Here is a 25,200-nt window from a genome sequence, read left to right on the forward strand (position 1 = left end):
CCGGAGACATGACGCGCCGTCACTTCGCGACGGAATGATGTTGGGTTGCTCCGCAACCCTCTTGAAGACGTTGAGAGTTGAACGTTACTCTCTGTTGTCTTTGTCCCCGTGGTCTCGGGTGCCGGCCTCGGGTGGGTCACCGTGCCGGCGGAGCGTGGCTCCCGGTCTGGGTGGCGGCCTGATCTTCTGTTTTCCCTGGTCAGAGGCTTAATGCCTCCGGTTTAAGGGGGTTTGTGTCTCTGGTCCGGGTGGGTCCGGGGCGCCCTCCGGGCTTCCCTGCCCCGGTCCGTTGTGGTTACAGTATGGCAGCAACGAGGGGAGGTTGGCAACTGGTGCCGCATCGTTGCTGTCTGACGGTACATCAGATCAATCGTCCATGCTTGGTTCTGAGTGGACTAGACCTCTTTGGAATTGGTGCGCATTCCGTTACGGGTTACATGGCGTCAGAAACTGATTCCGTTTGAATTGAGGGGGCGTCAGTCCCGATGGAATCCCATTAGAGGTTTGTTACGGGTTCCGGAAAGGACGCGTAACACGTAATGGAGTTGCGGGGAGAGAAAGGCAACCCGTAACAGGATAGGGCACGGAAATGAATTGGGGAATTGAGCGTCACGAATTCAGCAGCCGCCGTAGTCGACGGTACGCGCGGGACGGGTGAGGAGCGGGCGGCGGGAGGTGCCGCTGCTGCGGACGGGATCGGTGCGGCGGTCGCGGCGGCTGAGGTCCGGCGGTATGAGCGCTGGAGCGGCGTTCCCGCCGGGCTGGTCACCCGGACCCGGCTGGCCGACGCCGACCCGCCCCGGCGTCCCGGCGGTCCCGTCCGTGCCCGAGTCCGGGACTTCAACTGGCGGGGGAAGGCCGAGACGTTCGACCTGTACGCCGTCGCCGAGTCCGTCCCCACCGCGGCCACCGGCCGCCAGCTCGCCGCCGCGGCGCAGCGGCGGGCGGTCGGGCGGGGGTGTGAGGGGTGCGGGGCCGTTGGTCAGCTGCCGCTGCTCGAGCACGACGGGCGGCGGGTGTGCGCGGCGTGCCGGCATCTGGCGCGGCTGGCCGAGACGCACGAGGCGCTGCGGGTGCGCAGGGCTGAACTGGGCCGGTGGGCTGGGGCGTTGCTGTCGGAGCGGCTGGCGGTGGTGTGGGTGGAGCTGACCGCGGCGCCGTTGACGGGGTCGGGTCGGGCGCGGCCGCCGCTGGCCGGGCGGGTCCAGGTCGCGGACGAGACGGGCCTCGTCCTGGAGGACGTCCTGGTCCGTCTCGCCGGGCCGCGGACCGGCGGGCGCCGGCGGACGCGGTCTCAGCGGGTGAGGGGGCGGGGCGGATCGCGCGGGCGCTGCAGGGGCGCCGGCGGCTGGTGTGGGGGCCGCTCGGGGACGTCACGGCGCGGCTGGCGGTGCTGGGGCATCCCACGGACCTCCACCGCGCCCTGGCCGTGCCCTCCGGGCACGGGATCCTCTGGCCGGACGACGCCGCCTCCCGCTACGCGCAGTGGCGCGGCGGACTCAACCCCGCCACGCGGTGCCGCAGGGGCGGCTCTATCGGCTCAGCGCGGCCGGGGGGCCACAGATTGTCCCGCTGAATCGTCTGGAGGCACCGTTACGTCCGCTCCCCCGCTCACAGCCGAGCCCACCGTCGCCCGCTGCGGCCGAGGCCACCTCCGGCAGGCCCGGTGCGGGCGAGGCGGCGCCGACACGGTCGTAGGTGGGTTGCTGGCGGTTGCGGCGGCTGAAGTTCGGCCCGAGTAGGCCGGTGCCCGGGTTGCGTGTGTGGTTGTGTTCGCTCACGGGGACATCGTCGGCGGATCGGGCATCGTCGACAACCCGCTTTCGCAGGCGTACGCCCCGGTGGGGCCTGCGAGATGGTGCGGTTGTTTCACGGGTAGGCGGTGGGTGGCCAGGCGGTCGGGAGGGCGTGCTCTTCGCCGCTTCCCGTCCAACGGCCCGTGATGAGCCAGAGTTCGTAGTGCAGGAGCCAGGCCGAAGCCCACGGCACGATGGTCTGGGAGAGGAACATGTGGTCGTTCCACTCCCCGGGCAGGTACAGGCACAGGTCGCCGCTGGCGTAGACGTGCGGGAGGTGTGTGGCGTCCGGGTGCAGTGCCAGTGGCGGGTCGGTGATGCTCACACGGGGGTTGCCGCGGTGGCGATAGGCGATCCTGACCGTGTAGCGCCTGCTGACGGGGGTGGGTTGCAGGGTGAGGTTGCAGACGAGTTCACCGCCGCGCAGTGTCGTTTCGGCTGTGGGGACGGCCGCTTTGACGGCGGCCATCTGCCGGGCGAGGTTAATCGCGCGCGTCGGTGTGCTGGCCATGGAAGGTCTGGGGGCGCCTGCGCGGGCCGGCGGTGGTGGTGGAGAGCAGTCCCGTGGTGCTCATCCGCTGCTGGGTGGCCGTGTTCTTCATGCGGTTCGCGTAGCGGGTGAAGGAGTGTTGGAGGGGGCCGGGGTCGAAGGATTTGGTGAGGTGGGAGTAGACGGTGTCCAGGCCTTCGGAGTGCATCAGGGACAAGTTGTCCATGGTCTCCGTGAGCTCGCCGAACCACGTGTTGAAGGCCTGGCGCCGCTGAGGGTATTCGTTCCACTTGTCGGTGAAGTTCTCCTCCTTGTGGGCGGGGTTGGCGACCCACCACTGGCCGTTGCGCCGTTCGATGAAGCCGGGGATGGCGGCGAGTACGTTGCGCAGGGCAGTGAACAGGTCGTCCTCCCCGCGGTAGGCGCGGCCGGCGAGGGTGGTGAGGAGGATGGACGGCGGACGGTTGTCGGTGTCGTCGGCGAAATAGGTCATGCAGTGCCACTTCAGGACCTGTACCAGGCGCTGGAGGGTGCTGCGGATGTGCCAGACGGGCACGTCCGCGATGCTGGCGCGCTTCTCAAGAAGGGCGTGCGAGAGTTCGGAGCGGGCGCTGAACCAGTCCGCGTAGCCGATCGGGTTGCCGTGCTGCCACTTGTACAGGTTCTTGTCCGTCAAGAGGATGCCGTGGGGCTGGTGTTCGTCGTCCGGGATGGCAGGCAGGACGTCGAGGTGGAAGCCGGTGTATCCCAGGGTCCAGCACCGGCGGCGGGATTCCAGGCTGCTGGGGCCATCACTGTGGCCCTGCTGCTGCTTCCAGGACCGGTACGCGATGAGCTGGTCGCCCACTCGCTGCTTGAGATCGTCCTGAGTGGTGCTGGTCTTGTGCAGCGGGATGCGGCAGACGAGATCGATGTCGTACTCGCCGGTGGGTGTCTGGGGGCGGACGACGGTCCCGAGGAGGAAGGACCCCTGCGAGTAGATCTTGTAGTCCGGGCTCTCGTGCAGGCCGAGCCAGCTGCCGACGTCCATGTAACGGCGAACGGCGGTGTCGTAGAGGTCCGGGGAGATGTCGAGGGATTCCACGGCGCCGTCGAGCAGCATGGACAGCATCTGTTCGAGGGAGTCGGTGTCGGCCTCCCCCGTCGGGTGGAGCGTGTTCACGTCATTCCTCGCGGGTGGGGTGGCAGGGCGTGTAGGCGGGGGCTCGGTGGTCGCAGAAGGTGCGGTGGATGGCCGGGGAGACGTCGCGGCTGATGTGGCCTGCCAGTCCGGAGAGGGTCTGGGTGTCGATGTTGTCGAGCGCGACGGCTCCGGTGGGGACGGTCGGGTTGAGGCGCAGGACGTTGTCCTTGCCTATGAAGTGGCGCACCTGTTTGGCGGCGCTTTCGCTCTGGGCCCGCATGAGGACCTCGACGGCGTCGCCGGCCCAGGGCAGCAGGCCGCCGCGGTCGAGGCGGCGGTGGCGGCTTCGGACGTCGGTGGTGGTGCCGAGGCTGAAGACCTTGATGGCCTCGAGGGGGACGGACAGCGGTCCGACGGCCTCGGTGAGCGCGACCATGGTGGGGTTGTTGGCCCACACGCCGCCGTCGACGAGGCGGGCCCCGTCCAGGGGCATGCCGGGCAGGTAGGTGGGTGCGGCGGAGGTGGCGAGCGCTACGTTGACGGCCTTTTCCCGCCAGTCCCGTTTGAGGGTGGGCAGGTGCGGGGTCCGGAAGAGGTAGACGTCGTCGGCGGCGATGTTGTAGGAGGTGATCACCAGGCGTTTGGTGCTCTCTCCGAAGGTCCGCTCGCCGAAGACGTCGGTGAGCGCCGCCCGCAGGGGCTCGGTGCTGTACTTCGCGCGCACAAGGTGGCGCAGGCCGCGCATCCTGGAGCGGTCGCGGAAGATCCGCGGGCCGTGGTCGGTGTAGAAGGCGAGGATCTCGCGGGGTGTCAGGCCCAGGCCGAGGCCGAGGCCGATGATCCCGCCGGTCGAGGTGCCGGCGATCAGGTCGAAGTGGTCGGCGATGCGGATGTCGAGGTCTTCCTCGAGTCGGGCAAGGACCGCCGCGGAGAACATGCCGCGGAAGCCGCCGCCGTCCAGGGCCAGGATCTGGAAACGCTCGGTCAGTGCAACCGCCCCCGTCACGCGGATCGTTGAAGACCCGCTGCCGGTAGGAGCGGATCTTCCCTGTCGGGACTACTTAATATCACAGCATGGATTTCCGCGTATGTTTCTGCGTGTGGGTCGTAGGGTCATGTCGGGCCACGCCGTCCCCGGAGCGTGCGGGGCCTGCGCGATCCGCCAAGATGTGGAGACCAAGATCGGGCAGGGCAGGCAAGGGGAGACATGAGCACGCAGGTGTTCGAGAGGGCACGGCTGCGGACCGCCCGTGAACTGGCCGGGCTGAGCCAGACTCGGCTCGCTCGCGAGGCCGGGCTCACGCCGGCAGCCATCAGCCAGTTCGAGAGCGGCGCCGCGCGCCCCAGCCCGGAGACGACCGGCGTGCTGGCCCGCGTCCTCGCAGTGCCGCCAGCGTTCTTCGGCGAGGCGATGACTGGCAGCCACGACGGCTTCTTCCGCTCGTTGCGACGGACCTCGGTGACCGACCGCCGCCGCGCCCGGGCGATCGCCTACGTTGCCCACGATCTCGCCGTCCACGCATCCTCGGTGGGCCGCTTCCGCGCCGCGGACATGCCACGCCTCCCGGTGAGCAGCCTGCAGGCGCGGCGGGCGGAGATCGAGGCGGCGGCGGCCCGGGTGCGGTCGCTGTGGGGGCTTCCTCCTGGGCCGGTATCGAACGTCGTGGAACTGCTGGAGGGACACGGGGTCGCCGTGACCCGGCTGCCTCTGGACAACCACGATGTGGACGCCTTCTCGCTGCCGTTTCCCGACCACCCTGTCGTCGTCCTGAGCAGCGACAAGAACGACCGCGCCCGCGCCCGGTTCGACAGCGCGCACGAACTCGCCCACCTCGTCCTGCACGGCGAGCAGATCTGGGGTGTCAAAGAGGTCGAGACACAGGCCCACCAGTTCGCGGCGGCCTTCCTCATGCCCGCCGACGACATCCACGACCAGCTGCCGACCACGGTGGACTGGCCGACCCTGTTCCATCTCAAACAGCACTGGCAGGTCTCGCTCGCCGCCCTGCTCATGCGGGCGCGGACACTCGGACGCATGAACGAGAACGTCTATCTCACCGCCATCAAAGCGGCCTCCGCCCGCGGGTGGCGCCGCGTCGAGCCGGTCCCCCTCGGCCGGCCGGAGCAGCCCACGCGGCTGCTGGCCTACCTCGCCTCCACCGACAGCGCCCCCGCCCGCTCCGTCCTGCCGCCCCAGATCGTGGAGAGCCTGCAGACCGCCTCGGCCACCTGACCGGCACTCCCTAGACTTCCGGCGAATCGCGAGGAATCGGCAGGCGGCCGCACCGGACCTTGTGGGCCCGGTCCCAGATCCGTGCGCCGAGGTCGTACCCGCAGCCTGGAGGCCTTGCCCTACGCGCCTGCCCCACCCGTGCGGGACGGCTCCCCGATGCGTTCCTTGTACCTGCGGGCTTCGCTGGCCAATTCGCTTCCTGCCTCGCTCAGTTCACGTGGTCGGCCGCTTACCGTACGCAGGTGTAGGACGTGCTCGACGACCTGTGTGTCGTCCAGCGAGTCGAGCCATGCCCGGACTGTTTCCGCCTCGGGCCGTTCCGTGAAGAAAGCGAGGAACTCGACGAGACCAGCGCGGCCGGTGATGGCCGCGATCCTGTCCCGGCTCCGGACGACGGCGGGTGTGCGATCCGCCGTCGCCAGGGCGGCGCGTATGTCCCGGTGTCCGACGGTGATGTCGAGGTGCGGTGGCAGCGGGCTCACGTCGTGGCGGCCGGTGATCAGAACGGGGATGGCCACGGTGCGTACCCATGCTTCGAGAAGCTCCAGCTCGTTGGCGGCGATGGCCCACACACGGGTGTGGGGCCGCTGCAGGGACACGGTCGGCCATACGGAGAAGGGGATGCGGGCGCCACGCGGCGCGCTGGCAAGGACGTCACCCTCCCGCAGGGGCAGTCCATCACCCGGCTGGGGCCCGTGTTTGAGGGGGAGAGCGACAGTCAGGTCGCTGTGCGGATCGTCGGGGTGCACGGCGCCGAGCCGGGTCGCCGCGACAGCGGGAGTGCGGTGCTTGGCTACGTTGGTGTAGACGGCGAGGAGCCGCAGCGGATGCTCGTCGGGGGTGCGGCGCTGGAACGGCTGCAGCCGCTCGATGCGCTGAGCGAGCGGCGTGCCGACATTCAGCGGCGGAAGCTGCCGTCGCCTGCGGTTGCCGAACCAGTGGGCGAGGGCAGCGGCGTCACACGTGGCCGGCATCTCCACACTCTTCGCCTCCTCATCCGTCAGGGGGCGTCCGAGAGCGGTCTCGACCTCCGCGTACAGGGTGTGTTCCAGCGCGGCCCGCAACTGGGTGAGGGCGTCGGCCACGAGCCGGGGGATCGCCTGCGGGAGCGGAGCGACCTCCTGGACCACGACGTCCACACGGTCACCGTTGCTCACTTCAGCGAACGTGATCGTCCCGTGCTCGGTGTAATCGTGTGTCAGCCGCAACAACCGCTCGATCGTGTGGTCGACGTGAGCCAGCGTCTCCACCACATGGAGTTGGTGGTCGGGCAGCCAGGAACAGTCCGCGTCGCGCAAGCTCATGCAACGACCCTAGCCACCGAACTCCCCGACCTTCCCGTCCCTCTCGCATCCATGCCGTACAGCAGCCGCCTGCAGTCCGCGGTGCTCGCCCTCCTCCCTGCCGTTCCTGAGTCCGCGCGTATGACCTGGCGCTGCTCCCACCAGCCGCCATTGATCTACCAGGCGTCGGCGGCGAGCGCTCTACAGCGCGCTTCCGCGTTGTTGGGGGTGGCCTGGGTTCATGCCCGGGTTGCGATGCCCGGACGCGTTCGATGCCCTCGCCGGGGAGGACACCGGACCTGAAGGACAGCGTGGAGAAGTGATTGCCGACCTGAAGGCCGTAGCGCTCGCCGGGGTTGAGCGGGTCAAGACAGGTTCGCAGCCCCGTGAGGAACGCTGGGGCCTCGTTGGTGCGGGGGACGGATTGCGGGTACCCGTCACCAAAGTGGCCCCTGTCGTGGACGGGGATGGAGTTAGCGCCGTCGTCGCTGCCACCAGCGCTGTTGTACACCGGCTGAGGCGCTGGCTGTTGCGCCGTGGTCGGCGTGGGCGAGCGAAGCGGTGAGGGTGACGGGCGAGTTGTCGCCGGTGGTGATGCTGATGTTCTGAACGGCCCTGTGGACCTGCTCAGGGGTAGGCGTGCCGGATCCGGCCGGCATCGTGGAACGCAGTTCGGCGACGAACTGCGTGAGGCGAGTGCGGACTTGGTCGAGGATGTCGTGCAGGACGGAGGGAGAGACCGCCCAGTACAGGTCGTCGATGATGATGGCTCGGCTGCGGTACTTTTCCATCGCGCTCATCAGCGTGCGCAGTTCGGCCGCACCGGGAAGGCTGAGGTGGACTGCCTGGCCGGGCGGGGTCCGTTCGATCAGGTTCTGCAGCTGGCCGACGCCGTACGGGATGGTCACTTCTTCGTTGATCGTGCCCCGTGTGATGTCGGGGAGGTGCAGGGCGCTGATGGTTTCACCGTGCCGTTGCCAGGTCAGCGAGTGTGAGTCGGCCTGGATGGGCGCGCGCGGGCGCCGGTAGTCCGGAACGCTGGAGGCGGGTTTGCCTCCGTAGCCCTCGAGTTCGCTGAGTGCCCATTGCTTCAGGGGCTGGGAAACGGCGTGGCCGCCGATGACGAGCGCGAGGCGCAGCAGTCCGGCAAGCGGGACGGTGTCGTCGAGGACGCCTTGTTCCAACTGCTCCAGGGGCTGCGGCCCCTGGCGTGTGGACTCGGTCATCTACCCAGCGCAAGGTAGGCGACGACGACACTGGCTACTGTTCCCACAGCGCTGACGGCGCCCCAGAAGATGCCGCTGCGATACCACGGCGCGGGCGTGGCCGCGGCGCTCTGGTCTGCCGGTGTCGGCTGGCCGGCGCTCGCGTGGCCGCCGTGGGAGGCGTGCGCGTAGGGGGCGTTCACCGTGACGGGTGAGTTGTCGCCGGCGGTGACCTGGACCGAAGGGCCTGGCTGGGGTTCCTGCGGTGCGGGCAGATGGCCTCTTCGGCTCATGATGTTCATCAGCTCCTTGTAGCCGTCGAGTACGGTATCGCGGGCGTGGGAGAGATCGCGCAGGGTCTGGGCGTACTGTTCGGGGTCGGTGCGCCGCCACTCCGGCGGGACCTCGGTGTATGCGGCGTCGTGGTCGGGGGTGAAGGTGCCGTTGATCTCGTCGACGAGACGGGCCAGAGCTTCCATGAAGCCCTGATGTGCCGCTTCGAGTTCCGGGTCGACGAAGTCGATGACATCGCGCTGTAAGGCTTCCAGGGCCGTGTCGACGCCCTCGGCGACGAAGTCGGGGATGCGGCGCATCGGCATCCGCCGGGAAAGCTGGACCAGCCAGGCGGCGTCCGCCGGTACCGCTTCGGCTACCCGTGCGGCCTTGGCCCGGTCTGAACCTGTGGCCGTCACCGATACTCCCTCTCGGTAGGCCGCCGCGACGAAGGCTTCCAGCGCCTGCCTGACGGCGTCGGTGTGACGGGTGAAGGCTATGTCGTCGAGAGCACACAGACGCTCCGCGCTGCTGAAGTTCTGCATGTGCAGGTCGAATTGGGCATCGGCGGCAGCCCTGACTGCCGCATGGAGGGACTCGGCCGCCACCGTGACATGAGGGGCGGCCGCCAGTCGCACCTCACGAAGCCGATCCTCCAAGTTCAGGACCGCCACATCCGTGTGAGCAACCGACTCCGGTACAGGCGCATCGGCCGACGGGGCGGGAAACGCCAGCCAGCCGCGGGTAAGAGCCCCTCGGCTTGCCTGAGCCGCCTGCAGAAACGTCGCGTTGTGGCTCATGGGCGGCCTCCCTCGTCACATTGTGATCGGTTGATTCTGCTCCACAGCAGACTCCGCTGTTGCGCGGAGGCACACACGCGACGGCGATGCCCGTCGCCACGCGCGCAGGGTCTCCCGCCGAGAGGCATTCGGGGTTGCTGCGAGGAAACGCCAGGCGAGGTGGCGCGCGTTCTACCCACCGTCAGCGCCATGATTACGACAACTGCGCGGCAGGACCAGCCGAATGCGCTGGGGCGAGTTCCGCGGCATGCCAGCACAGGTCAAGGCGTTGTCACAGCAACTGGCCGGCGGCACACGGTCACAACGTGCCAACACATCACCGGCCCGCGCGACGCGTTCCGTGCCGACGGCGGCACCCTTCCGCTGCCGCCCGCCGCACTCCGGGACCCCGACGAAAACAGGCCACTGCTCAACCAGCGCTCTGCCATGATCTTCCTGCTCGCCGTACTCGCCGGCCTCGGCGCCGGCCTGCTGACCATCCTCGCCACGAACACCTGGCCGGTGGCCGTCCCCGCCGGCGCGGCAGCAACCGCCGCCGCAGTCCTCTTCTTCGACCGGATCATCGAATAGGCCCGTGTGATGCAAGCGGGAAGGCCGTTGCCGCCCTGCGGGTTCACCGGGCACATCGGCGGCCCGCTCCTGCCCGGCACGCACGGGCCACACCGACACCGAACACCACCGAACGTCCCTGCACAGCGCCGGGGACGGACGGTTCACCGGGTCCTGCGCCAGCTACTTTGCGGGACAACCGCCGCTCGAGGACGGGCCGGTCTGAACTGCGGCTGCGCGGGCGGGTGTTACGGGTCGGGTCGGACCCGTAACACCCGCCCGCACACTGCTGCGAGCAGTCAACGGTGCGGCCACGGGCGGGTCCTCAGCCGAGGTACCGGCCCAGCAGGACAGCACCGATCAAAGCGGCGAGAACACCCCCAGAAGGCAGACGAAGGTCATGAAAGGACCGTCGCACCGGCGGCGCGGTGGCATCGGGACACTCGCCTTCAGGCGCCGAGGCCGACGTAGGAGACGTAGGTGTAGGCGCCCCAGTCGGAGTCGAGCTCGGTGATGATGTCGTCCCAGATTTCCTCGAGTTTGCCTTCGTCGCTGGCTTCCATGGCGTCGACCGCGTCGTCCCAGATGTAGCGCACTGCGGGCAGGGTGCGGTGCGCCTGCTCGCCTTCGAGGTTGGGGCGGCGGGCGTGTTCGTCGACCAGGGACTGGTCGACGGGGTGGATCTCGACCGCAGTGCCCTTTCCCTGGTTGTTGAGGTGCTGCTTGAAGGCGCCGAGGTTGTCCAGGATGCGCTGGGTGCGCAGGTTCCAGTACGCGGTGTCGACGAGCTCGAGGTTGGCCGGGTTGGGCTTCTGGGTGCCGGCGAACCAGTTGTTCAGGGCACGGGACTTGACGGTGATTCCTGCCTCGCGCATGGCCTCGACTCCGGCGTCGCTGTTGAGGTACTTCAGGCGCGCCTTGAGGCCGCGGGGGGTGGTGACGGGGGACTTGATGCCGCCTTCGAGGATCTGGCGTTCCAGGGCGTCTTCCAGGGCGCGGCCGAGGGCTTTGCCGCCGCGGACGTTCTCGAGGGAGCGGTTCGCGCCGTAGGTGCCGAAATTCTTCCAGCCGCTGTCGTCGTACGGCATCGGTTAATTCCCCCCGAGGGTGTAAAGGCGCTTCACCTTCATCTGGGTGGGCTTGCGGCCCTCTTCCCAGACCTTCTTCCAGTCGCCTCCGGCGACGTGGAGTTCGTCAACGCCGGATACCTGGACCAGGATAAGGCCCCCCTGATGGGCTTTCCATCCTTTCAGCCAGAGGCTTGCGAAGGCCTGTGAGCGGATAGTGTGGACCCACTCGGGTCGGCGGAGCTCTCGGTTCTTTCCTGATTCACCGATCGTGGAGGTGAAACGGGAATACATGGCCTTGACGTATTCCTCGGTGGCCGAGTCCTCGTTTTCGATCGCGGTCTGACGGGCCTGCTGCAGGACGCGGCGGAATTTCTCCAGGAGGGCTTCAGAGGTGCCGGAGGTCCACGATTCCAGGATCCGGGGCGCCTCGCTCAGTTTGAGTTCATGGCAGCGCATCAGGAGGCGGACGGTGGCCTCGTCCAGGAGGTAGGGGCCGGGCTCCTTGCGGTTGCCGATCGGGTTGGGCAGGTGGGCGTGGGGCCATACGAAGTGGTCGACGCGGTGGATCCCGGCGCGGCGGCGGTCGTAGCCGCCGTTGGGATCGTGCTTGAGTGCGCCGATGGGCAGGTGCGTCTTGAAGGCGGACAGGTAGGCCGCGTTGGTGTCCAGGCCGACCACCTCCAGCGGGTGGTGCTCCCCCTTCTTGATGGCCTCGTAGAGGGGGGCGTTACGCCATTTATGGCGGCCTTCCCAGATTCCGTCAGCCTCGCCCTGTCCGGGTTTCGAGAGGAAATCCAGAGCGGGCGGATAAACGGTGTGGACGTAACTTGCGCCGACCCGGGTGAGTTTGAACAGGGCCATGGAGTCCGGCACGGCTTTCTTCTGCAGCATCTTGACCGCGGCCTCGATGTCGCCGTGCGTCTCGTCGAGGGCCTGGTCGACCGCGGCGCTGATCTTGTTGAGGAAGTACGTGTAGTTCCGGCCGCCGGTGCCGGGAGTGTCCTCGGGCGGAGGCGTGTCGTCGCTGAACGAGGCCGACGGCGCCTCCAACACCACCCCCTCGACCACATGCCGGGCCGGATCGGCCGTACCGGGCGCGGCACCGGAGACCTCGGCGGGAGTGGGGCCTGCCTCCGGCGTGCCGGTGGCAGGGGCCGGCTGCGGCGCCGCCGACGTCGCCGGTGCTGGGGCGGTGGCGCTGGTGGAGGTATCGCGGTGAGCGGCGGTGAACGCAGCCAGCGCGGCTCCGAGCCGCTCCCCTTCCGGTGTGGTCGGCACCGACGGGCGGCGGGTGGCGAGGCCGTCCAGGGCCTGACGCAGCCCGGGCAGTTCACTCTCCCGGGCGGGCGCGGTGGAGGCCTCGCGCAGCGCGGCAAGCGCGCCGGCCAGGCGGGCGGACAGGCCGCTCCGGGCGCCGGAAGTGAACGGCAGTGCAGCGCCGAGGAGTTCGGCCTCCACGACCGCGAACCCCTCGCCCACGTCCGCCGAGACGGCCGGCGCGGGACCGGGCTGCAGGGCGACGCCCGGAGCGGCCTCGGCGGCCGGGCCAGCGGTGGCCTTCTCGCCCTTGCCGTCGACGAACGCGTGCGCGGCCTTCGGGTCCCGCGGGCGGGCGGGCGCGTCGGTGAAGCGGGCGCACGCGACTTCGGCGCGCAGCGCCACGGTCGTCAGCTCGCCGAAGTCGCGTTCGGCCACCGTCACCTGGGCGTCGTTGCCGGTGCGGGTCAGGGTCAGGGTGACGTGCGCGGCGTCCAGCGCGGCCAGGGCGTCGGGGTCGGCGGTGTCGAGCACGGCCACCACCGGCACGTTCCGGGTGCGGGCCAGATGTGCCAGCACCCGGGCCGCCTCCGGCAGCGCGGGACCGGACAGCGGGATGAACGGATCGGCCGCGTGCTGGAAGCGGTCGACGACGACCAGGGCCAGGCCCTCGACGTAGGGGGCGGTCTCGGCGATCGCCTCGGCGCTCAGGCCGGTGCCGTCGTCGACGTGCAGGTCGGCAGCGGCCAGCCGGGCCTGGACCGCGGCCGCGGCCTGCTGCTCGTCCTCGGTCAGGGCGCCCGTGCGCAGCCGCCGGTAGTCGAGCCCGGCCTCACCGGCGATCACCCGCAGTGCCACAGCCGTCCGCGACGGGCCCGACGCCGCGTACAGCACGGGGAGTTGGCGGGTGAGGGCAATGTGCCGGGCAGCATGCACGGCCAGGAGCGAGCCGCCCGCGTGCGGCTCGGCCGCCACCACCGTCAGCACCCCCGACGGCAGACTCCCCAGCGCGGCATCCAGGGCGTGCAGACCAAACCCGAACCGCGGCACAGCCGACGGCGCGACCGCCTCCGTCAGGGCCAGCCCGGCGACCTCTCCCAGACCGTGCAGCCGGTGCAGCCCACCACCCGCGGACGGGACCGGTGGGGGGACCTCGGCCGTTCCCGCTGACGGCGCCGTACCGTCCACACCCCGACCGGCGACGGTGTCCCGGCCGCCGATGGCTTCCTCAGCGGCAGCGTGGCCGGCCGACGCAGCCCCGGCGTCCCGGCCGGCCACGGCGGCGTCGGGCCCGACGGAGTCCGAGCCGGCATCCTGCAGATCCGCAGTGCGGTCGGCGGCTGCCAGCGGCGCGGGTACAGGCGCAGCACCGGAACCCGCCGAGGCCGCGACCGCGGCCTCGGCAACACCTTCGCCAGAGGGCGGGACGGCAGGGTCGGCTGACGCGGACACATCGGCTGACGCGGTGTCCGCGACGTCGACGGCAGGTTCGGCGGAGGCCTCGGGCGCAGCGAAGACCTGGCGGGCAGCGGGCAGGCCCTTTCCAATGGCCTCATGGGCCTGGGGCGCTGCGGACGCACCGGACGGGAGATGCGCGGCGTCCGCCCACGCTGCGGCCGGCGCGGGCGGTGCGGGCGCGCCGCCGACGGGAACGGCAACCAGTGCATCGCCGGGCGGGACCAGGGCAGCGTCCACCAGGACCGCAAGCGGCGTCGTACGGTCCAGCAGCACCTGCGGCACACCCGGCACACCCGGCCGGCCAGCCGCGTCGATCACCCGGTCTCCCAGCTTCGGACGCGCCGCCGTCCGCGCCCACGACGGCCACCCCACCAACCGCGCCCGCGAGGCGGCATCCAGCCGGCCCACCGGGATCAGCGCCACACGATAGGTACGGTGCGTTTTCCCGTCACGCTTGACCACCACCGTCATCCGGCCCTCGTCACGCGCCGCGTCCACCAGCTCATACAGCCGGTTCCGCGCCTCGGTCACCCCCAATACCTCCAGCCCCTCAACCGGCATCGGCGCCGCGGCGGACGGCTCGACGGCACCACCGGCCCCCTCCACTGCGGGCTCGGCTGCGGACGGATCGGGGACAGCGGAGCGGGCAGACATCAAGATCTCCAAACACGAGAAGCGGGACGGCCCGAGCACGGCCCCGAGCCCACCGGCAAACCACCGACCGCTGGACACGACCACGCCCCCGCCTTCGAACCAGCAGCGGGCGGGCGGCGGACTCAGTCAAGACGGGCAGGACACAGCAACAGACACAACACACCTAGGGCGCACCCAGTTGACCCGGGCCGCCAGCAGCAAGCCCCACCCTACCCAACCCGTAACGAAACCCGCCACGCAACTCCGGCATCGACACGTAACGACAAGAGAGGAAAGGGGCGTCGTGACGGGCGCAGGGGAGAACACGTAACGCATTGCCGAGGGGACGCGCGGGGCGGGCCAACGCCGACGTCCGGCAGACGACTCGGGCGAAGGCGGGCTGCAGCGAGCCGCCCATTACCTTGTGGGTCATGCCGGAACGTCGGCGCCGAGCCTGGCAGCAGCCCGACCCGGGCCGCATCTCGGCTATCACCACTACCTTCTTCAAGGTCCCGCATGGGGCTCCGGAAACAGGAAACGGCATAGGGGACAGCTGTGGCAGCAGGAGCGTTGCGGACCGTGCCGCTGGCCGGGGAACTGACCGCGTCGCTGATCATCCGGGTCGCAGCCCGCTACGGTCTGGCGGCCGGGAACGTGCTGCGACTGTGGACGTGCCGTAACTTTCCTGCGCGGCACGACGGCGGCGGCGTGCGGGCCGATGCGGAGGTCGTGCTCAACGATGCGGGTCGGCGTGTGCTCGCCGAGTTATGCGGGGTGGAGCCCGCGGTGCTGGCGCGCGCTTTGCCGGCCCTCACCGTGGACGACCCCAAGATCAGCACCGGCGGAGAGGCCGCCGTGGCGCAGGTGCGGTGGCGGGCGGCGGGCTCAGTGGTAGGACCGGCCGCGTTCGGCTGTCGGCTGTGCACCGCGCGGCGCACCGGACAGGCGGTACGTGCGGTGCGGTACGTGCCGCGCTGGCAGCGGGTCTGCGGCCGGCACTCGCGCTGGCTGCTGGACGCGGACGCCGACCAGCCGCTGGAACACCTCGATCTGCGGGGCATACCGGAGGTGGTGGCCGCGCAGCGGCAGTGGCCCTCGGTGGCGCGGCGTGCGGTGCGGGCCGGAGTAGTACCGGAGCAGGCGTTCGCGGTGGCGCATGCGGTGGTGGCCCGCTGGTGGGAGGAGGCCCTGTTCTGGGACCAGGAGGAGATCTGGCCGCGCCGTCTGCACCAGCTGGCGGGCGGCAGCGTGGGGGCAGAGCTGGAGTGGTGGCGGATCGTGGGCCGGGACGCGGCTGTCTTCCCTGAGGTGGTGACCGTCGCCGGGGCGCTGCTGGAGCCGGCGACGGCCGAACTGGCCTGGAGCGCAAGCGGCGGGAAGCGGCCGCGGGCACGGGACGCCAACGATCCGTTCTGCTCCTGGCTGGGCGAACGGGTGGGCCGGACATGGCTGGGGCCGTTGGCCTCGGCCGATTACGGCAGCCCGCTGAGCAACTGGACGGGGGCTGTCGTGCGCACACGACGCGGTGGGCCCGAAAGATGGCGGGATGCCCCGTGGCGGCTGAAGCGTGAGCTGCAGCCCGCGGCCATGGCCGGCCAGCTGCGCGTGCGGGCGGCAGAGCGGCAGGCGGGCGGCTCGGGCACCCGGTGGCGCGCCACCGTGCCCGCGGAACACCGCCTCCGCATCACCCAGTTGCTCGACGAGAGCCGGGAGCAGCTGGCGCAGCTGCGCGGCGTACAAAGTGGCACCACCGCCGAGGTGGCCCGCACGCTGCTGGAGCACCTCAGCCAGAGTGCCGAGCTGATCGACCGGGCCGTGCTGCACACCGCCACTGCGGCCGTCGCTGCCGGGGTGGCGCTTCAGGACGTGGCCCAGTGGTCCCGCCTGCCCGCCCAGGAACTGGCACAGGTTCTTGCCACGGGCCAGGCCGACCGCTGACGCCCGGGGCTGGTGCGTGGGGCAAGGCCAACAGCTACGCCACACCACAGTGCTGAGGGCGGCGAGCGAGGTGTTGAGGGACTTCATGGGCGAAGGTACCGCTGGCCGGGTGGCGGGGGTGGACACTGTTGCTGTGAGGTGCTCAGCTCCAGCACCAGGTCGGGCATCTGCTACGCGAAGCGCCTGCGGTGGGCGATGTCGTCGAAGGAGAGTTCGGCGGAGGCCATCAGTTCCTGGAGCCGGGTGAGCTTGCCGCCGAGGAAGCCTTCCCGGAGCAGGGGAAGGTTGTCGCCGTGCTTGTCGATCTGAGTCCTGAGCCAGGTGGCGGGGGCGGGGTCGTACGTGTCGAGGTAGCCGTTCTGGCGGATGTGGGGCATGTCGAAGCCCTGGTCGGCGTCGTTCTGGACGAGCAGGCGCAGGTACTCGAAGCGTTCCCACACCTCGCTGTAGGCGGTCGTGCTGAGGGCGAGGTGCCGAGTGAAGACGGGGCGCAGCAGATCGTGGAGGTATTCGGAGGACTCACGGCCAGGGGGGTTGAGGGTCGCGTAGGGACTGAGGGCGGCCACGGCGTAGCGCTTGCCGCCCCATCGGTGCTCCACCTGGGGCTCGGTGAGGACCTGGGTGAGGGTCTCCCAACGTTCGGCGGCCAGCGCGGCGATACCCGCCGTGTAGATCACCATGACGGCGGGACCCTGTGCGAGGTGGGTCAGGGCGGGGAGGCCGCCGGGGGGTTGGGGTGCGGCCAGGGTTTCGATGTCGCGGAGCCACCAGCGGTCGGTGGTGTTGCTGCCCCAGTAGGCCGAGACGGCAACCAGTGCGAGCAACAGTTCCGTCTCGGACTCCAGAGTGGCGATCCGGCGATTGTGTTCGGCCTCGATGTCGGCGCCCATGGCAAGGTTCCACGGCCCCGTGGTGCGCAGGGGGAGGGCGGCGACGCGGTCGAGCTCGCGACGGAGGGTGTCGTGCAGGGTAATGGCCTGGCTCCAGCCGTTCAGGTCGCGCTTGGTCCTGGCCACCGCGATGTCGATGCTCACGGGGTGGCGACGGGCAAGGTCAGCGACTGCGTCGGCGGCGTCGGCGATCTCGGTGAAGAAGGTGTCGGCGTCGGCCGGGACGTAGGTGAGGCCGCGGTGGGTGAGGAGCTTGTGGGCGCTCTCGGGCAGCGGCCGGGGGTCGGCCCAGTAGGAGGCGAAGAAGCGGGTGGTGCTGCGGGCGATGGCCTTGCGCAGGGCCGGGTCCCATTCGGCTGACCAGCCGGAGATGATCAGGCCGTACTCGGTGAACACGCGGTCGAGTAGCTGGTCGATCTCCTCGTCGTACTGGTCGAGTTCGTCGGGGGTGTTGCGCATGCTCTCGTGGTCGAGGTAGTCACCGTGGATGTGAATGACGAGGCCTTGATGGTGTGCAAGGGAGCGAGGCCGCGGGCGTCGTTGGCGTCGGCGACGACGGTGGGCTCGATGCCCACCTCGCGCAGGGCGGTCTCCATAGGCCGGTCGAAGTTGGTCGTCAGCACGATCGGCACGCGGCCGGCGGCGGCCAGCCGGGCGATGGCGCGGTGCGCGGCGGTGGGCTGCTTGAGGCCGTCCTCACGCTCCTGGTCGTTAGGCTCGAAGTAGGCGCGCAGCAGGGCCTGCCGTTCGTTTCGGGTGCTGGTAAGCGCGGTCAGGAGGCCGTCGTAGGTGGCCGAGTGTCCGAAGCGCTCCTGGTACCAGGCATGCAGGTCGACGATCCCGGTGGTGCCCTCGGCGGCCGCCAGGCGCGCGATGAGGTCCTCCTGGACGTTCCACGCGGACGGCATGCCCGCGGAGATCGAAGCGCCGGCCCCGAGCAGGACCGCGTACGCGCGGGGGGTGTCGCGCATGGTGAACGCGAGCTGGACGTGCGGTTCCACAACAGGCCTCCGGGTACGACGGCATGACGGGGCGTTGGTCGCACGGGACGGCCCCTCCCCGCCTTACCGTCAATCTGACGAAAACTGGGGTGGCTGGTTGTTCCAGTCCGGTAGGGGCCCGGTGGGCAGGTTGCCGTGCTTGGCCGTACCGTCGCCGCATGCGAGGCGTTCATGGGGTCCACACGCTGTCCTTCTCCGCCCTCTACATCGAGGCGTGGTTCCGATCCCGGGGAGACGGCCCTGATGTGTATCTGGGGTCGGGGACCGGCTTCCTGGTGGGGGTGCCGGGCGAATTCTGGCTTGTCACGGCGAGGCATGTGGTGAGCGGGCGCAACGCGGAGACAGACGAGCTGGAGGACGATAGGGGGTTCTGGCCTGACTACCTACGCGTGCGCTTCGCCCGGCAGGGAGAGGAAGGAGAGTTCGAGCCCGTCGACCAGGAGGTCGCGCTGTACGCGGACGGCGACGAGGCCCAGGTACCTGTGTGGCGAAGTCCCGCGCAGCAGCGGGCCGATGTGGCTGCGGTACCCATCGGCAGTGTCCCGGAAGGCGCGGTGGATGCCTTCCTGCTCACCGGGTGGCCCACGGTGCGGGACCTGTATCCGCAGGACCGGCGGGCAGATGCTGGCGCCGAGGCTGATGCCGAGCTTCCCCTTCGGGTCATGGACCGCCTCTACGTTCTGGGCTTCCCCTTCGGGGACACGGGCAGCTGGCCCTTCGCCGTCTGGACGGCCGCGCCGGTGGCCAGTGAACCGTTGGCGCGGTGGAATAGGCTTCCCGGCTTCCTGCTGGACTCCAGGACCCGCAGCGGCCAGTCGGGTTCGCCGGTCCTGATGCACATCCGTCCGGGCGAGATGGTGCTCGCCGGTGGCGAGGTGCATGTGCACGAGGAGTGGGTCACGGCCCTGGTGGGCGTCTACAGCGGACGACTCAACGAGAATTCCGACCTGGGCATGGTGTGGACGACCGAGGTTCTGGACGAGATCCTCCCGGAGTTCGCGCCCAAGCGGCCGCCTGAGGGATGAAGAGCCCGGTCAGGCGCTGCGGGGCCGACACCTGGTTTTGTACGTGGGAGCTGACACGGCTTGCTGCTCAGAGCGGAGGGCGCCCCGCGTGGCGCGCATAGTGCTCGCGGGGCGGGCGGGAAGGTGCAGAGACCCGCACTGACACGGGCGGCACCAGATGGCACCGTGGGCGCGCACGCTCATGGCGAGAGGCCGGGAGCCGAGAAGAAGGTGTCCTGGTTACCGCCCGGTTCGCCTGCGCGGTGCGACCGGTATGACGTTGTCTGGAGTACGTGATCATCAACAGCAGCCAGGACGGCGCGTCGGCCGGCTTACCGGCCGTCGCCGGCAGCGTCTACCGGGTACCGGAACCGGGCTCGGTGGAGGCGGAGTTCGCCGAGGCGAACGGCACGCTGGTGCAGCGCCGCTGGGTGGAGGCCGCCGTCACGGTCAGGTTCGAGCAGTTGGCGCCGGTGGCGGCGTTCCCGGTGGTACCGGGGCGGCGGTGGGGCCCGGGCTGGTGGTGGTCGGCCACGACCGGGCGGCATGTGATGCACGGATCACAGGCAATGTGCACGCAGCTGATGATCCTGGACCGCGATCCGCAAGTGGTAGCGCTGTCGGCGCGGCCAGTGCGGCTGATCTGGCGGGATCCGGACAGCGGGCGGGTGCTGACGTGGGTACCGCAGCTGTTCGCCCGCTATGCCGACGGCCGCGCTCTGCTCGCCGACTGCCCCGCCACGGCGGCTCCCGCCGCCGGCCGGGCCGAGCGCGCCGCCGCGGTGCTTGAAGCGGCCTGTGCGGCGGCGGGGTTCACCTACCGGCGCATGGCGCCGCCCGAGAAGGTGGTGGCGGCGAACGTGCGGTGGCTGGCCGGCTACCGACATCCCCGCCACCGTGACGCAGGCGGCCTTGAGCAGGCGGTGCTCGAGGCGTTCGCCGCGCCGCGGCCGCTGATGGCCGGGGCCGCGGCGGCGGGCGAGGTCCTCACTACGCTGCCGGTGCTTTACCACGCGCTGTGGAGCGGTCGGCTGTCCGCGGACCTGACACGGCCGCTGGGTGAGCAGACCCTTGTCTCGCCCGGCCCGGTCGCAGGCGACGGGAAGCGGCGGGAGCAGCAGGAGAGTTGAGCAAGCACGTGGTGGCCGTCCCTGGTGGGCGGTGTGTTGAGGTGGGCGCTCAGGTCACGTTCGAGGGCCGCGCCTGGCAGGTGACCGGTCTGGTCGACGGGCGGGTGTACCTCGTCGCCGAGGACGGGGCCACCGGGTGTGTGCTGGCCGTCCGTCTGGTGTCCGCGCCCGGCTTCTCGGTGACCGGTCCCACGGAGCCGCCGGCCCCGGCGCTGTGGGAGACGGTGCCGCTGGCCGCGCAGGAGCGGGCCCTGGCCTGGCTGCGGCACATCCGCGAGGTCGAGACCGGGCTGCCCGGCGGCCCGGTAGGCGGCGCGCCCCGGCCCGAATACGACCCGCGGCGCTTCACCCTCGCCGAGCGGGAAGAGGTCAAGGCGCGTGAACTGGCGGCGCTGGGCTGGGCCAGGGCCAGCCGGACCACGGTGCAGCGGATGCGGCTGGTCTACCAGCGGCAGGGGCTGTGGGGGCTGGTCGACAAGCGCCACCTGCGCACCGGATCGGCGACCGGGCGTACCGACGAGCGGGTGGTGGCCGCCGTGCTGGAGGCCTTGCGCCGGCGCCGCGGCCGGTCGAAGACCACCACTCTGCAGATCATCGAGCTGGCCGAACAGATCGTGGCGGACACCCACGGGCCGGCCCGGGTGAAGCTGCCCGGCCGCTCGTCGCTGTACCGGCTGGTGAAGGCGCTGGCGGATCCGGCCGAGCCGCCGGGCAGTGCGGCGCGCACCGCCACCGGCCCGGCCCGCTCGGGCGGCCCGCCGCCTGCGCTGCGGCCCGCCGAGCGGGTCGACATCGCCACCGCCCGCCTGGGTCTGAGGGCGGTGGGCGAGGACGGGGGTGTGGTGCCGGTGGCGGTGACGGCGGCACTGGATGCGGCGAGCGGCTGCGTGCTGGCCGCCGTGCTGCACCCGCCCCAGGACGGGCCGGTTCAGTTGTCGGTGCTGCTGGCCGAGATGGCCGTGCCCAGGCCTCAGCGCCCGGGCTGGCCGGCCCTGCTGGAGCAGGCCCATGCGGGCGGGCCTGCCCGGCGGCTGGTGTCACTCCCTGAACGGATCGAGGCCACGGCGGCGCGTCCGGCGGCCGTGCCCGAGACGCTCATCGTCGACCAGTCCACAGCCGCCGTCACCTCCGCTGTCCTGGCCGTGTGCGAGAGCCTGGGCATCAGCCTGGAGCCGGCCCCGCTGCGGACGGCGGGCGCAAAGCGCGGCGCCGTGCGCACGCTGGAGGTCCTCGCCGGCCTGTTCGCGCGGCACGCCACCACGGCGGAAGAGGCATACGGAGCGGGACAGGCGGTCGGGGCGTACTGGAGCATGCCGCAGCTGCAGGACCTGCTGGACGAATGGATCACCGTCAGGTGGCACCAGCGCCCCCAGGAGCAGCTGCGCCATCCGCTGCTGCCCCGGGCGGGGCTCGCCCCCAAGGAGATGTGGGAGGTGCTGCTGGGCGTGGCCGGGATGGTGCCGCTGCCGCTGGCCGGGAAGCACTACGGCGAACTGCTGCCGGCGCGCCGGTGCGCCCTCACTGATTCCGGGATCCGGCTGGGCGGGCGCCGCTACGACGATGCGTGTCTGGACGAACACCGCGGCCGCGGCCAGCGGTGGGAGGTCCACCACCATCCCCACGACCCGCGGCAGGTCTTCGTCCGGCTGCCCGACGGCCTGCTCCACGCGGTCGGGTGGGCACAGGGCGAGCACACCCTGCACCCGTTCGACGAGATGGTCCGGCGCCGCACCGGCGGCGTCCTTGCGCGCCGCGGCGCGGGCGCACAGCCGAGCATCGAGACGAGGGACGGCTCCGGTGCGGCAGGGCGCACCGCAGACGTCGCGGCCGTGGAAGGGATCGCCGGCGCCATGACGGTGCACGACGCTGATGGTGGCGGTGCCGGTGGTCACATTGCCCGGGACACCGGCGGGTTTGGGGTGTACGACCCGCGGGCGGAGGCCGAGCTGTGGTGAGCGCACACGGCGGCCGCCCGGTGGCCGGCGCCCGGCACAGGCAGGTGAAGCTGGGGGCGTACGTGACGTTCGAGGGCCGCGCCTGGCAGGTGGCCGCCGTGGCCGGGGCGTCGGTGCGCCTCGTCGACGATCACGGGCAGACCGCCTCCGTGCTCGCCTCTTTCCTGTTCGCCGACCCCGCCTTCGCCGTGGTGGACTCCCCTGCCGCCGCGGTGCCGCCGTGGGGGCTGCTGGAGTCGGTGCCCGAGCGGGAGCGCGAGCGGGCCCTGGCCTGGCAGCGGCACATCCGCGAGGTCGAGACCGGGCTGCCCGGCGGCCCGGCAAGCGGCGGGACGCCCCGGCCCGAATACGACCCGGCACGGCGGTCGATGGCCGAGCGGGAACAGGCCAAGGCCGACGAACTCGCCCGGCTGGGCTGGCCGCAGGTCAGCCGGGCCACTGTGCGCCGCATGCGCGCCCGCTACCACGCGAGCGGCCTGCTCGGGCTGATCCCCCGCCGCAAGCCGTCGCGTGCGACAGGGCGGGCCGATGAACGGGTGGTGACCGCCGTGCTGGAGGCGCTGCGCCGCCAGCGCGGCCGCTCCACCGGCACGCTGAAAGGGCTGCGGGAGCTGACCGGGCAGATCCTGGCCGACACCCACGGGCCGGGCGCGGTCGAGTTGCCTGCGCCGTCGACGTTCAACCGGCTGGTGCGCGTGATCGCCGATCCTCTGGAGCATCCCGGACGGCCGGCCCGCACCGCCACCACCACGCCGGTACGGCCGTACACGCCGACGGTGGCGCTGCGGCCGGGCGAGCTGGTCCAGGTCGACACCACCCGCCTGGACGTGATGGCCGTCGGCGAGGACGGGAAGCCGGTGCGCCCGGAGCTGACGATCGCTCTCGATGTGGCGACCCGCTCCGTGGTGGCGGCCGTGCTGCGTGAGGAGGGCACCAAGGCCGTGGACGCGGCGCTGCTGCTGGCGGAGATGGCCGTGCCCCATCCCGCACGGCCCGGCTGGCCCGGCCATCTGCGCCTGGCCCACGCCGCCGTCCCCTACGACCGGCTGCTCGCCCTGGACGACCGGCTGGAGCAGGCGGCGGCGCGGCCGGTGGTGGTGCCGGAGACGATCGTCATCGACCGCGGGGCCATCTTCGTCTCCGCCGCGTTCCTGGCCGCCTGCGAGACCCTGGGGGTGAGCGTGCAGCCGACGCCGCCCCGCTCGCCGGCCGCCAAAGGCGCCGTCGAGCGGACCTTCGGCAGTATCAACACGCTCGTCGCCCAGCACATCGCCGGCTACACCGGCTCCCACATCCTGGAGCGCGGCGAGGCGGTGGAGGACGAAGCGCGGTTCACCGTGGCCCAGTTGCAGGAGCTGCTGGACGAGTGGATCACCGCCCGCTGGCAGCACCGCCCCCACGAGGGCCTGCGCCATCCGGTCCTGCCGAAGAAGGCCCTCACCCCGAACGAGATGTGGGGCGCGCTGCTGGGCGCGTCCGGGTACGTGCCGCTGCCGCTGGCCGGCGCCGACTACCTGGAACTGCTGCCCGTGCGGTTCCACCCCATAACCGGCCGCGGCATCCGTATCAACTACCGCACCTACGACCATGCCTGCCTGAATGAGCACCGCGGCCGGTCCTCCCTCACCGGGCCCGGAGGCGGGTGGGAGGTCCACCTCAACCCGCACGACGTGCGACAGATCTATATCCGCCTGCCCGACGGGCTCCTGCACGAGGTCCCGTGGATCCATCGCGACCACGTCCACGCCCCCATGGGCGAGACCGCATGGCGTCACATCCGCGCCGCCCTGAACCGGCGCGGCGACCGCGAACACCACGAGGCCGCCCTGGCCGAGGCCGCCGACCATGTTCTGCGCCGCGCCCGCCCCTTGCCCGGCCACGGCGCACCCGCCCCAGCGGCGGCGGGAGCGGCGAGCCCGCAGACGGCGGACGGCGACGCGGAGGCCGAGGACAGTCCCGACGCCGTCGACGCCCCTGACGCTGACGGCAATCCTGCCGACAGCGATGAACTCTCCCCGCCCGCGGGCCGATACGCGCTGTACAACGCCTTCGAGGAGGCCGAACACTGGTGACCAGCCCCGACACCACGCCCCCCGCCGAGGAGACGTCCGCAGGGACAGTCACCACCTTCGACGCCTTCGCCCGGTTCGCCGCCACCGCACCGCCCACACCGCCGCAGCCGGGCCAGGCACCCCGCTCGCCGGAGGAACGCCTTGCCTACCACTCACAGTTCGTCACCGTGCGCACCCCGGCCATCGAAACCCTCTCGCGCAGTGTGCGCACCCTGATGATCCTCGGCCGCCACCAGAGCGTCACCGCACGCCCGTCCCTGATCGTCACCGGGCCCGCCACGACCGGCAAGACGACCGCGCTGCTCGAAGTGGGCCGCACCTGCCACCTGGCCCACACCCGCCGCGCCGCCCCGGGCGACGACAGCGTGCCCGTCGCCTACGTGCTGGTGCCGCCCGGCGCCACCGCCAAGACACTGGCCGGGGAGTTCGCCCGCTACCTCGGCATCCCCGTCACCACCCGCATGACCACCACACAGATCACGACCGCCGTCTGCCACACCTACACCGCGGCCGGGGTCAAGCTCGCGCTGATCGACGAGATCCACCGGCTCAACCCGCGCACCTCCAGCGGCGCCGAGGCCGCCGACTGGCTCAAAGACCTCACCGAACGCGTGCGGGCCACGTTCGTCTACGCGGGCATCGACGTCACCGACAGCGCCGTGTTCACCGGGGTGCGCGGCGCGCAGCTGGCCGGGCGCGCCTCCCTGATCGACTGCGGGGCGCTGCCCGCGCGGGCCGGCGAGCGGGAGCCGTTCCGGGAGCTGATCGCCTCCCTTGAGCAGGCCCTCGACCTGCACGCCCACCGGGCGGGCAGCCTGCCGAAGCTGGCCTCCTACCTGCACGAACGGACCGCCGGACGCATCGGCAGCCTCTCCCGCCTGATCCGCCAAGCGGCCATCGAAGCCATCCTCGACAGCAGCGAACGCATCACCAAAGGTCTGCTGGACGGCATCGCGCTCGACCACCTCGCCGAAGAGCACTACCGGCCCCGCAACCCCGCCCGCCGCCGCACCCGCCCCAGCAGCCGGTGACCTCCCCGG

The 25,200-nt window shown here is 71.0% G+C and carries 19 protein-coding genes; 8 read left to right on the forward strand and 11 right to left on the reverse strand.

Annotation, left to right across the window (positions count from 1 at the left end; all coding sequences use genetic code 11):
- Positions 1 to 617: 617 nt before the first annotated feature.
- The 4 genes from OG352_RS00005 to OG352_RS00020 form a co-directional block, all read right to left on the reverse strand.
- The gene (locus tag OG352_RS00005; RefSeq protein WP_329212933.1) at positions 618 to 1,037 is read right to left on the reverse strand and encodes a hypothetical protein; all 420 of its coding nucleotides are present in this window, start codon (positions 1,035 to 1,037) and stop codon (positions 618 to 620) included.
- An 832-nt stretch (positions 1,038 to 1,869) separates the two neighbouring features.
- Positions 1,870 to 2,265 carry a hypothetical protein gene (locus OG352_RS00010; RefSeq protein ID WP_329212936.1) on the reverse strand — a complete coding sequence of 132 codons (396 nt, stop codon included), beginning with the start codon at positions 2,263 to 2,265 and terminating at the stop codon, positions 1,870 to 1,872.
- Between the two features lie 13 nt (positions 2,266 to 2,278).
- Entirely contained in the window at positions 2,279 to 3,448 is a 1,170-nt protein-coding gene (locus OG352_RS00015) for a nucleotidyltransferase (protein ID WP_329212937.1), read from the reverse strand.
- A 1-nt stretch (position 3,449) separates the two neighbouring features.
- Positions 3,450 to 4,415 carry a CBASS cGAMP-activated phospholipase gene (locus tag OG352_RS00020; protein ID WP_329212939.1) on the reverse strand — a complete coding sequence of 322 codons (966 nt, stop codon included), beginning with the start codon at positions 4,413 to 4,415 and terminating at the stop codon, positions 3,450 to 3,452.
- A 201-nt stretch (positions 4,416 to 4,616) separates the two neighbouring features.
- On the opposite strand from OG352_RS00020, the gene OG352_RS00025 reads away from it, so the two are divergent.
- Entirely contained in the window at positions 4,617 to 5,642 is a 1,026-nt protein-coding gene (locus OG352_RS00025) for a helix-turn-helix domain-containing protein (protein WP_329212941.1), read from the forward strand.
- 119 nt (positions 5,643 to 5,761) lie between these two features.
- Here OG352_RS00025 and OG352_RS00030 read toward each other — a convergent pair whose 3' ends face one another.
- The 3 genes from OG352_RS00030 to OG352_RS00040 all read right to left on the reverse strand — a co-directional run bounded on the left by OG352_RS00030 (position 5,762) and on the right by OG352_RS00040 (position 9,203).
- Positions 5,762 to 6,946 (reverse strand): hypothetical protein, encoded by a 1,185-nt coding sequence (locus OG352_RS00030; RefSeq protein WP_329212943.1) that lies wholly within the window; start codon positions 6,944 to 6,946, stop codon positions 5,762 to 5,764.
- 452 nt (positions 6,947 to 7,398) lie between these two features.
- Positions 7,399 to 8,151, reverse strand: coding sequence for an AbiTii domain-containing protein (locus OG352_RS00035; protein ID WP_329212945.1), 753 nt, complete (start codon positions 8,149 to 8,151; stop codon positions 7,399 to 7,401).
- The gene (locus OG352_RS00040; protein WP_329212947.1) at positions 8,148 to 9,203 is read right to left on the reverse strand and encodes a hypothetical protein; all 1,056 of its coding nucleotides are present in this window, start codon (positions 9,201 to 9,203) and stop codon (positions 8,148 to 8,150) included. The genes OG352_RS00035 and OG352_RS00040 overlap by 4 nt, the downstream gene beginning before the upstream one ends.
- A 426-nt stretch (positions 9,204 to 9,629) precedes the next feature.
- On the opposite strand from OG352_RS00040, the gene OG352_RS00045 reads away from it, so the two are divergent.
- A complete protein-coding gene (locus OG352_RS00045; protein ID WP_329212949.1) occupies positions 9,630 to 9,773 on the forward strand; it encodes a hypothetical protein in 144 nt (47 codons plus the stop codon).
- A 428-nt stretch (positions 9,774 to 10,201) separates the two neighbouring features.
- Here the strand turns inward: OG352_RS00045 and OG352_RS00050 are convergent, their stop codons facing one another.
- Both OG352_RS00050 and OG352_RS00055 read right to left on the reverse strand, forming a co-directional pair.
- Positions 10,202 to 10,840: a hypothetical protein gene (locus tag OG352_RS00050; protein ID WP_329212951.1), complete on the reverse strand. Its 639-nt coding sequence runs from the start codon at positions 10,838 to 10,840 to the stop codon at positions 10,202 to 10,204.
- A gap of 3 nt (positions 10,841 to 10,843) precedes the next feature.
- Positions 10,844 to 14,191: a DnaB-like helicase C-terminal domain-containing protein gene (locus tag OG352_RS00055; RefSeq protein ID WP_329212953.1), complete on the reverse strand. Its 3,348-nt coding sequence runs from the start codon at positions 14,189 to 14,191 to the stop codon at positions 10,844 to 10,846.
- A gap of 534 nt (positions 14,192 to 14,725) precedes the next feature.
- Between OG352_RS00055 and OG352_RS00060 the strand changes: the two genes are divergently transcribed.
- Positions 14,726 to 16,108 carry a DNA-binding protein gene (locus OG352_RS00060; protein WP_329212955.1) on the forward strand — a complete coding sequence of 461 codons (1,383 nt, stop codon included), beginning with the start codon at positions 14,726 to 14,728 and terminating at the stop codon, positions 16,106 to 16,108.
- Positions 16,109 to 16,278: 170 nt separating this feature from the next.
- On the opposite strand, the gene OG352_RS00065 is transcribed toward OG352_RS00060, so the two are convergent.
- Positions 16,279 to 17,487 carry a hypothetical protein gene (locus OG352_RS00065; protein WP_329223635.1) on the reverse strand — a complete coding sequence of 403 codons (1,209 nt, stop codon included), beginning with the start codon at positions 17,485 to 17,487 and terminating at the stop codon, positions 16,279 to 16,281.
- Positions 17,373 to 17,999: a hypothetical protein gene (locus tag OG352_RS00070; protein WP_329212957.1), complete on the reverse strand. Its 627-nt coding sequence runs from the start codon at positions 17,997 to 17,999 to the stop codon at positions 17,373 to 17,375. The genes OG352_RS00065 and OG352_RS00070 overlap by 115 nt, the downstream gene beginning before the upstream one ends.
- A gap of 158 nt (positions 18,000 to 18,157) precedes the next feature.
- On the opposite strand from OG352_RS00070, the gene OG352_RS00075 reads away from it, so the two are divergent.
- The 5 genes from OG352_RS00075 to OG352_RS00095 all read left to right on the forward strand — a co-directional run bounded on the left by OG352_RS00075 (position 18,158) and on the right by OG352_RS00095 (position 25,191).
- Positions 18,158 to 19,024: a trypsin-like peptidase domain-containing protein gene (locus tag OG352_RS00075; RefSeq protein WP_329212959.1), complete on the forward strand. Its 867-nt coding sequence runs from the start codon at positions 18,158 to 18,160 to the stop codon at positions 19,022 to 19,024.
- A gap of 272 nt (positions 19,025 to 19,296) precedes the next feature.
- Positions 19,297 to 20,133: a TnsA-like heteromeric transposase endonuclease subunit gene (locus OG352_RS00080; RefSeq protein WP_329212961.1), complete on the forward strand. Its 837-nt coding sequence runs from the start codon at positions 19,297 to 19,299 to the stop codon at positions 20,131 to 20,133.
- Between the two features lie 41 nt (positions 20,134 to 20,174).
- Positions 20,175 to 22,088: a Mu transposase C-terminal domain-containing protein gene (locus tag OG352_RS00085; RefSeq protein WP_329212963.1), complete on the forward strand. Its 1,914-nt coding sequence runs from the start codon at positions 20,175 to 20,177 to the stop codon at positions 22,086 to 22,088.
- Positions 22,082 to 24,160 (forward strand): transposase, encoded by a 2,079-nt coding sequence (locus OG352_RS00090; protein WP_329212965.1) that lies wholly within the window; start codon positions 22,082 to 22,084, stop codon positions 24,158 to 24,160. Before OG352_RS00085 ends, OG352_RS00090 begins: the two co-directional genes overlap by 7 nt.
- Entirely contained in the window at positions 24,157 to 25,191 is a 1,035-nt protein-coding gene (locus OG352_RS00095; RefSeq protein WP_329212967.1) for a TniB family NTP-binding protein, read from the forward strand. Before OG352_RS00090 ends, OG352_RS00095 begins: the two co-directional genes overlap by 4 nt.
- The last annotated feature ends 9 nt before the right edge of the window (positions 25,192 to 25,200 follow it).

Source organism: Streptomyces sp. NBC_01485 (assembly GCF_036227125.1).
In the GTDB taxonomy this organism is placed as follows: Bacteria; Actinomycetota; Actinomycetes; order Streptomycetales; family Streptomycetaceae; genus Streptomyces.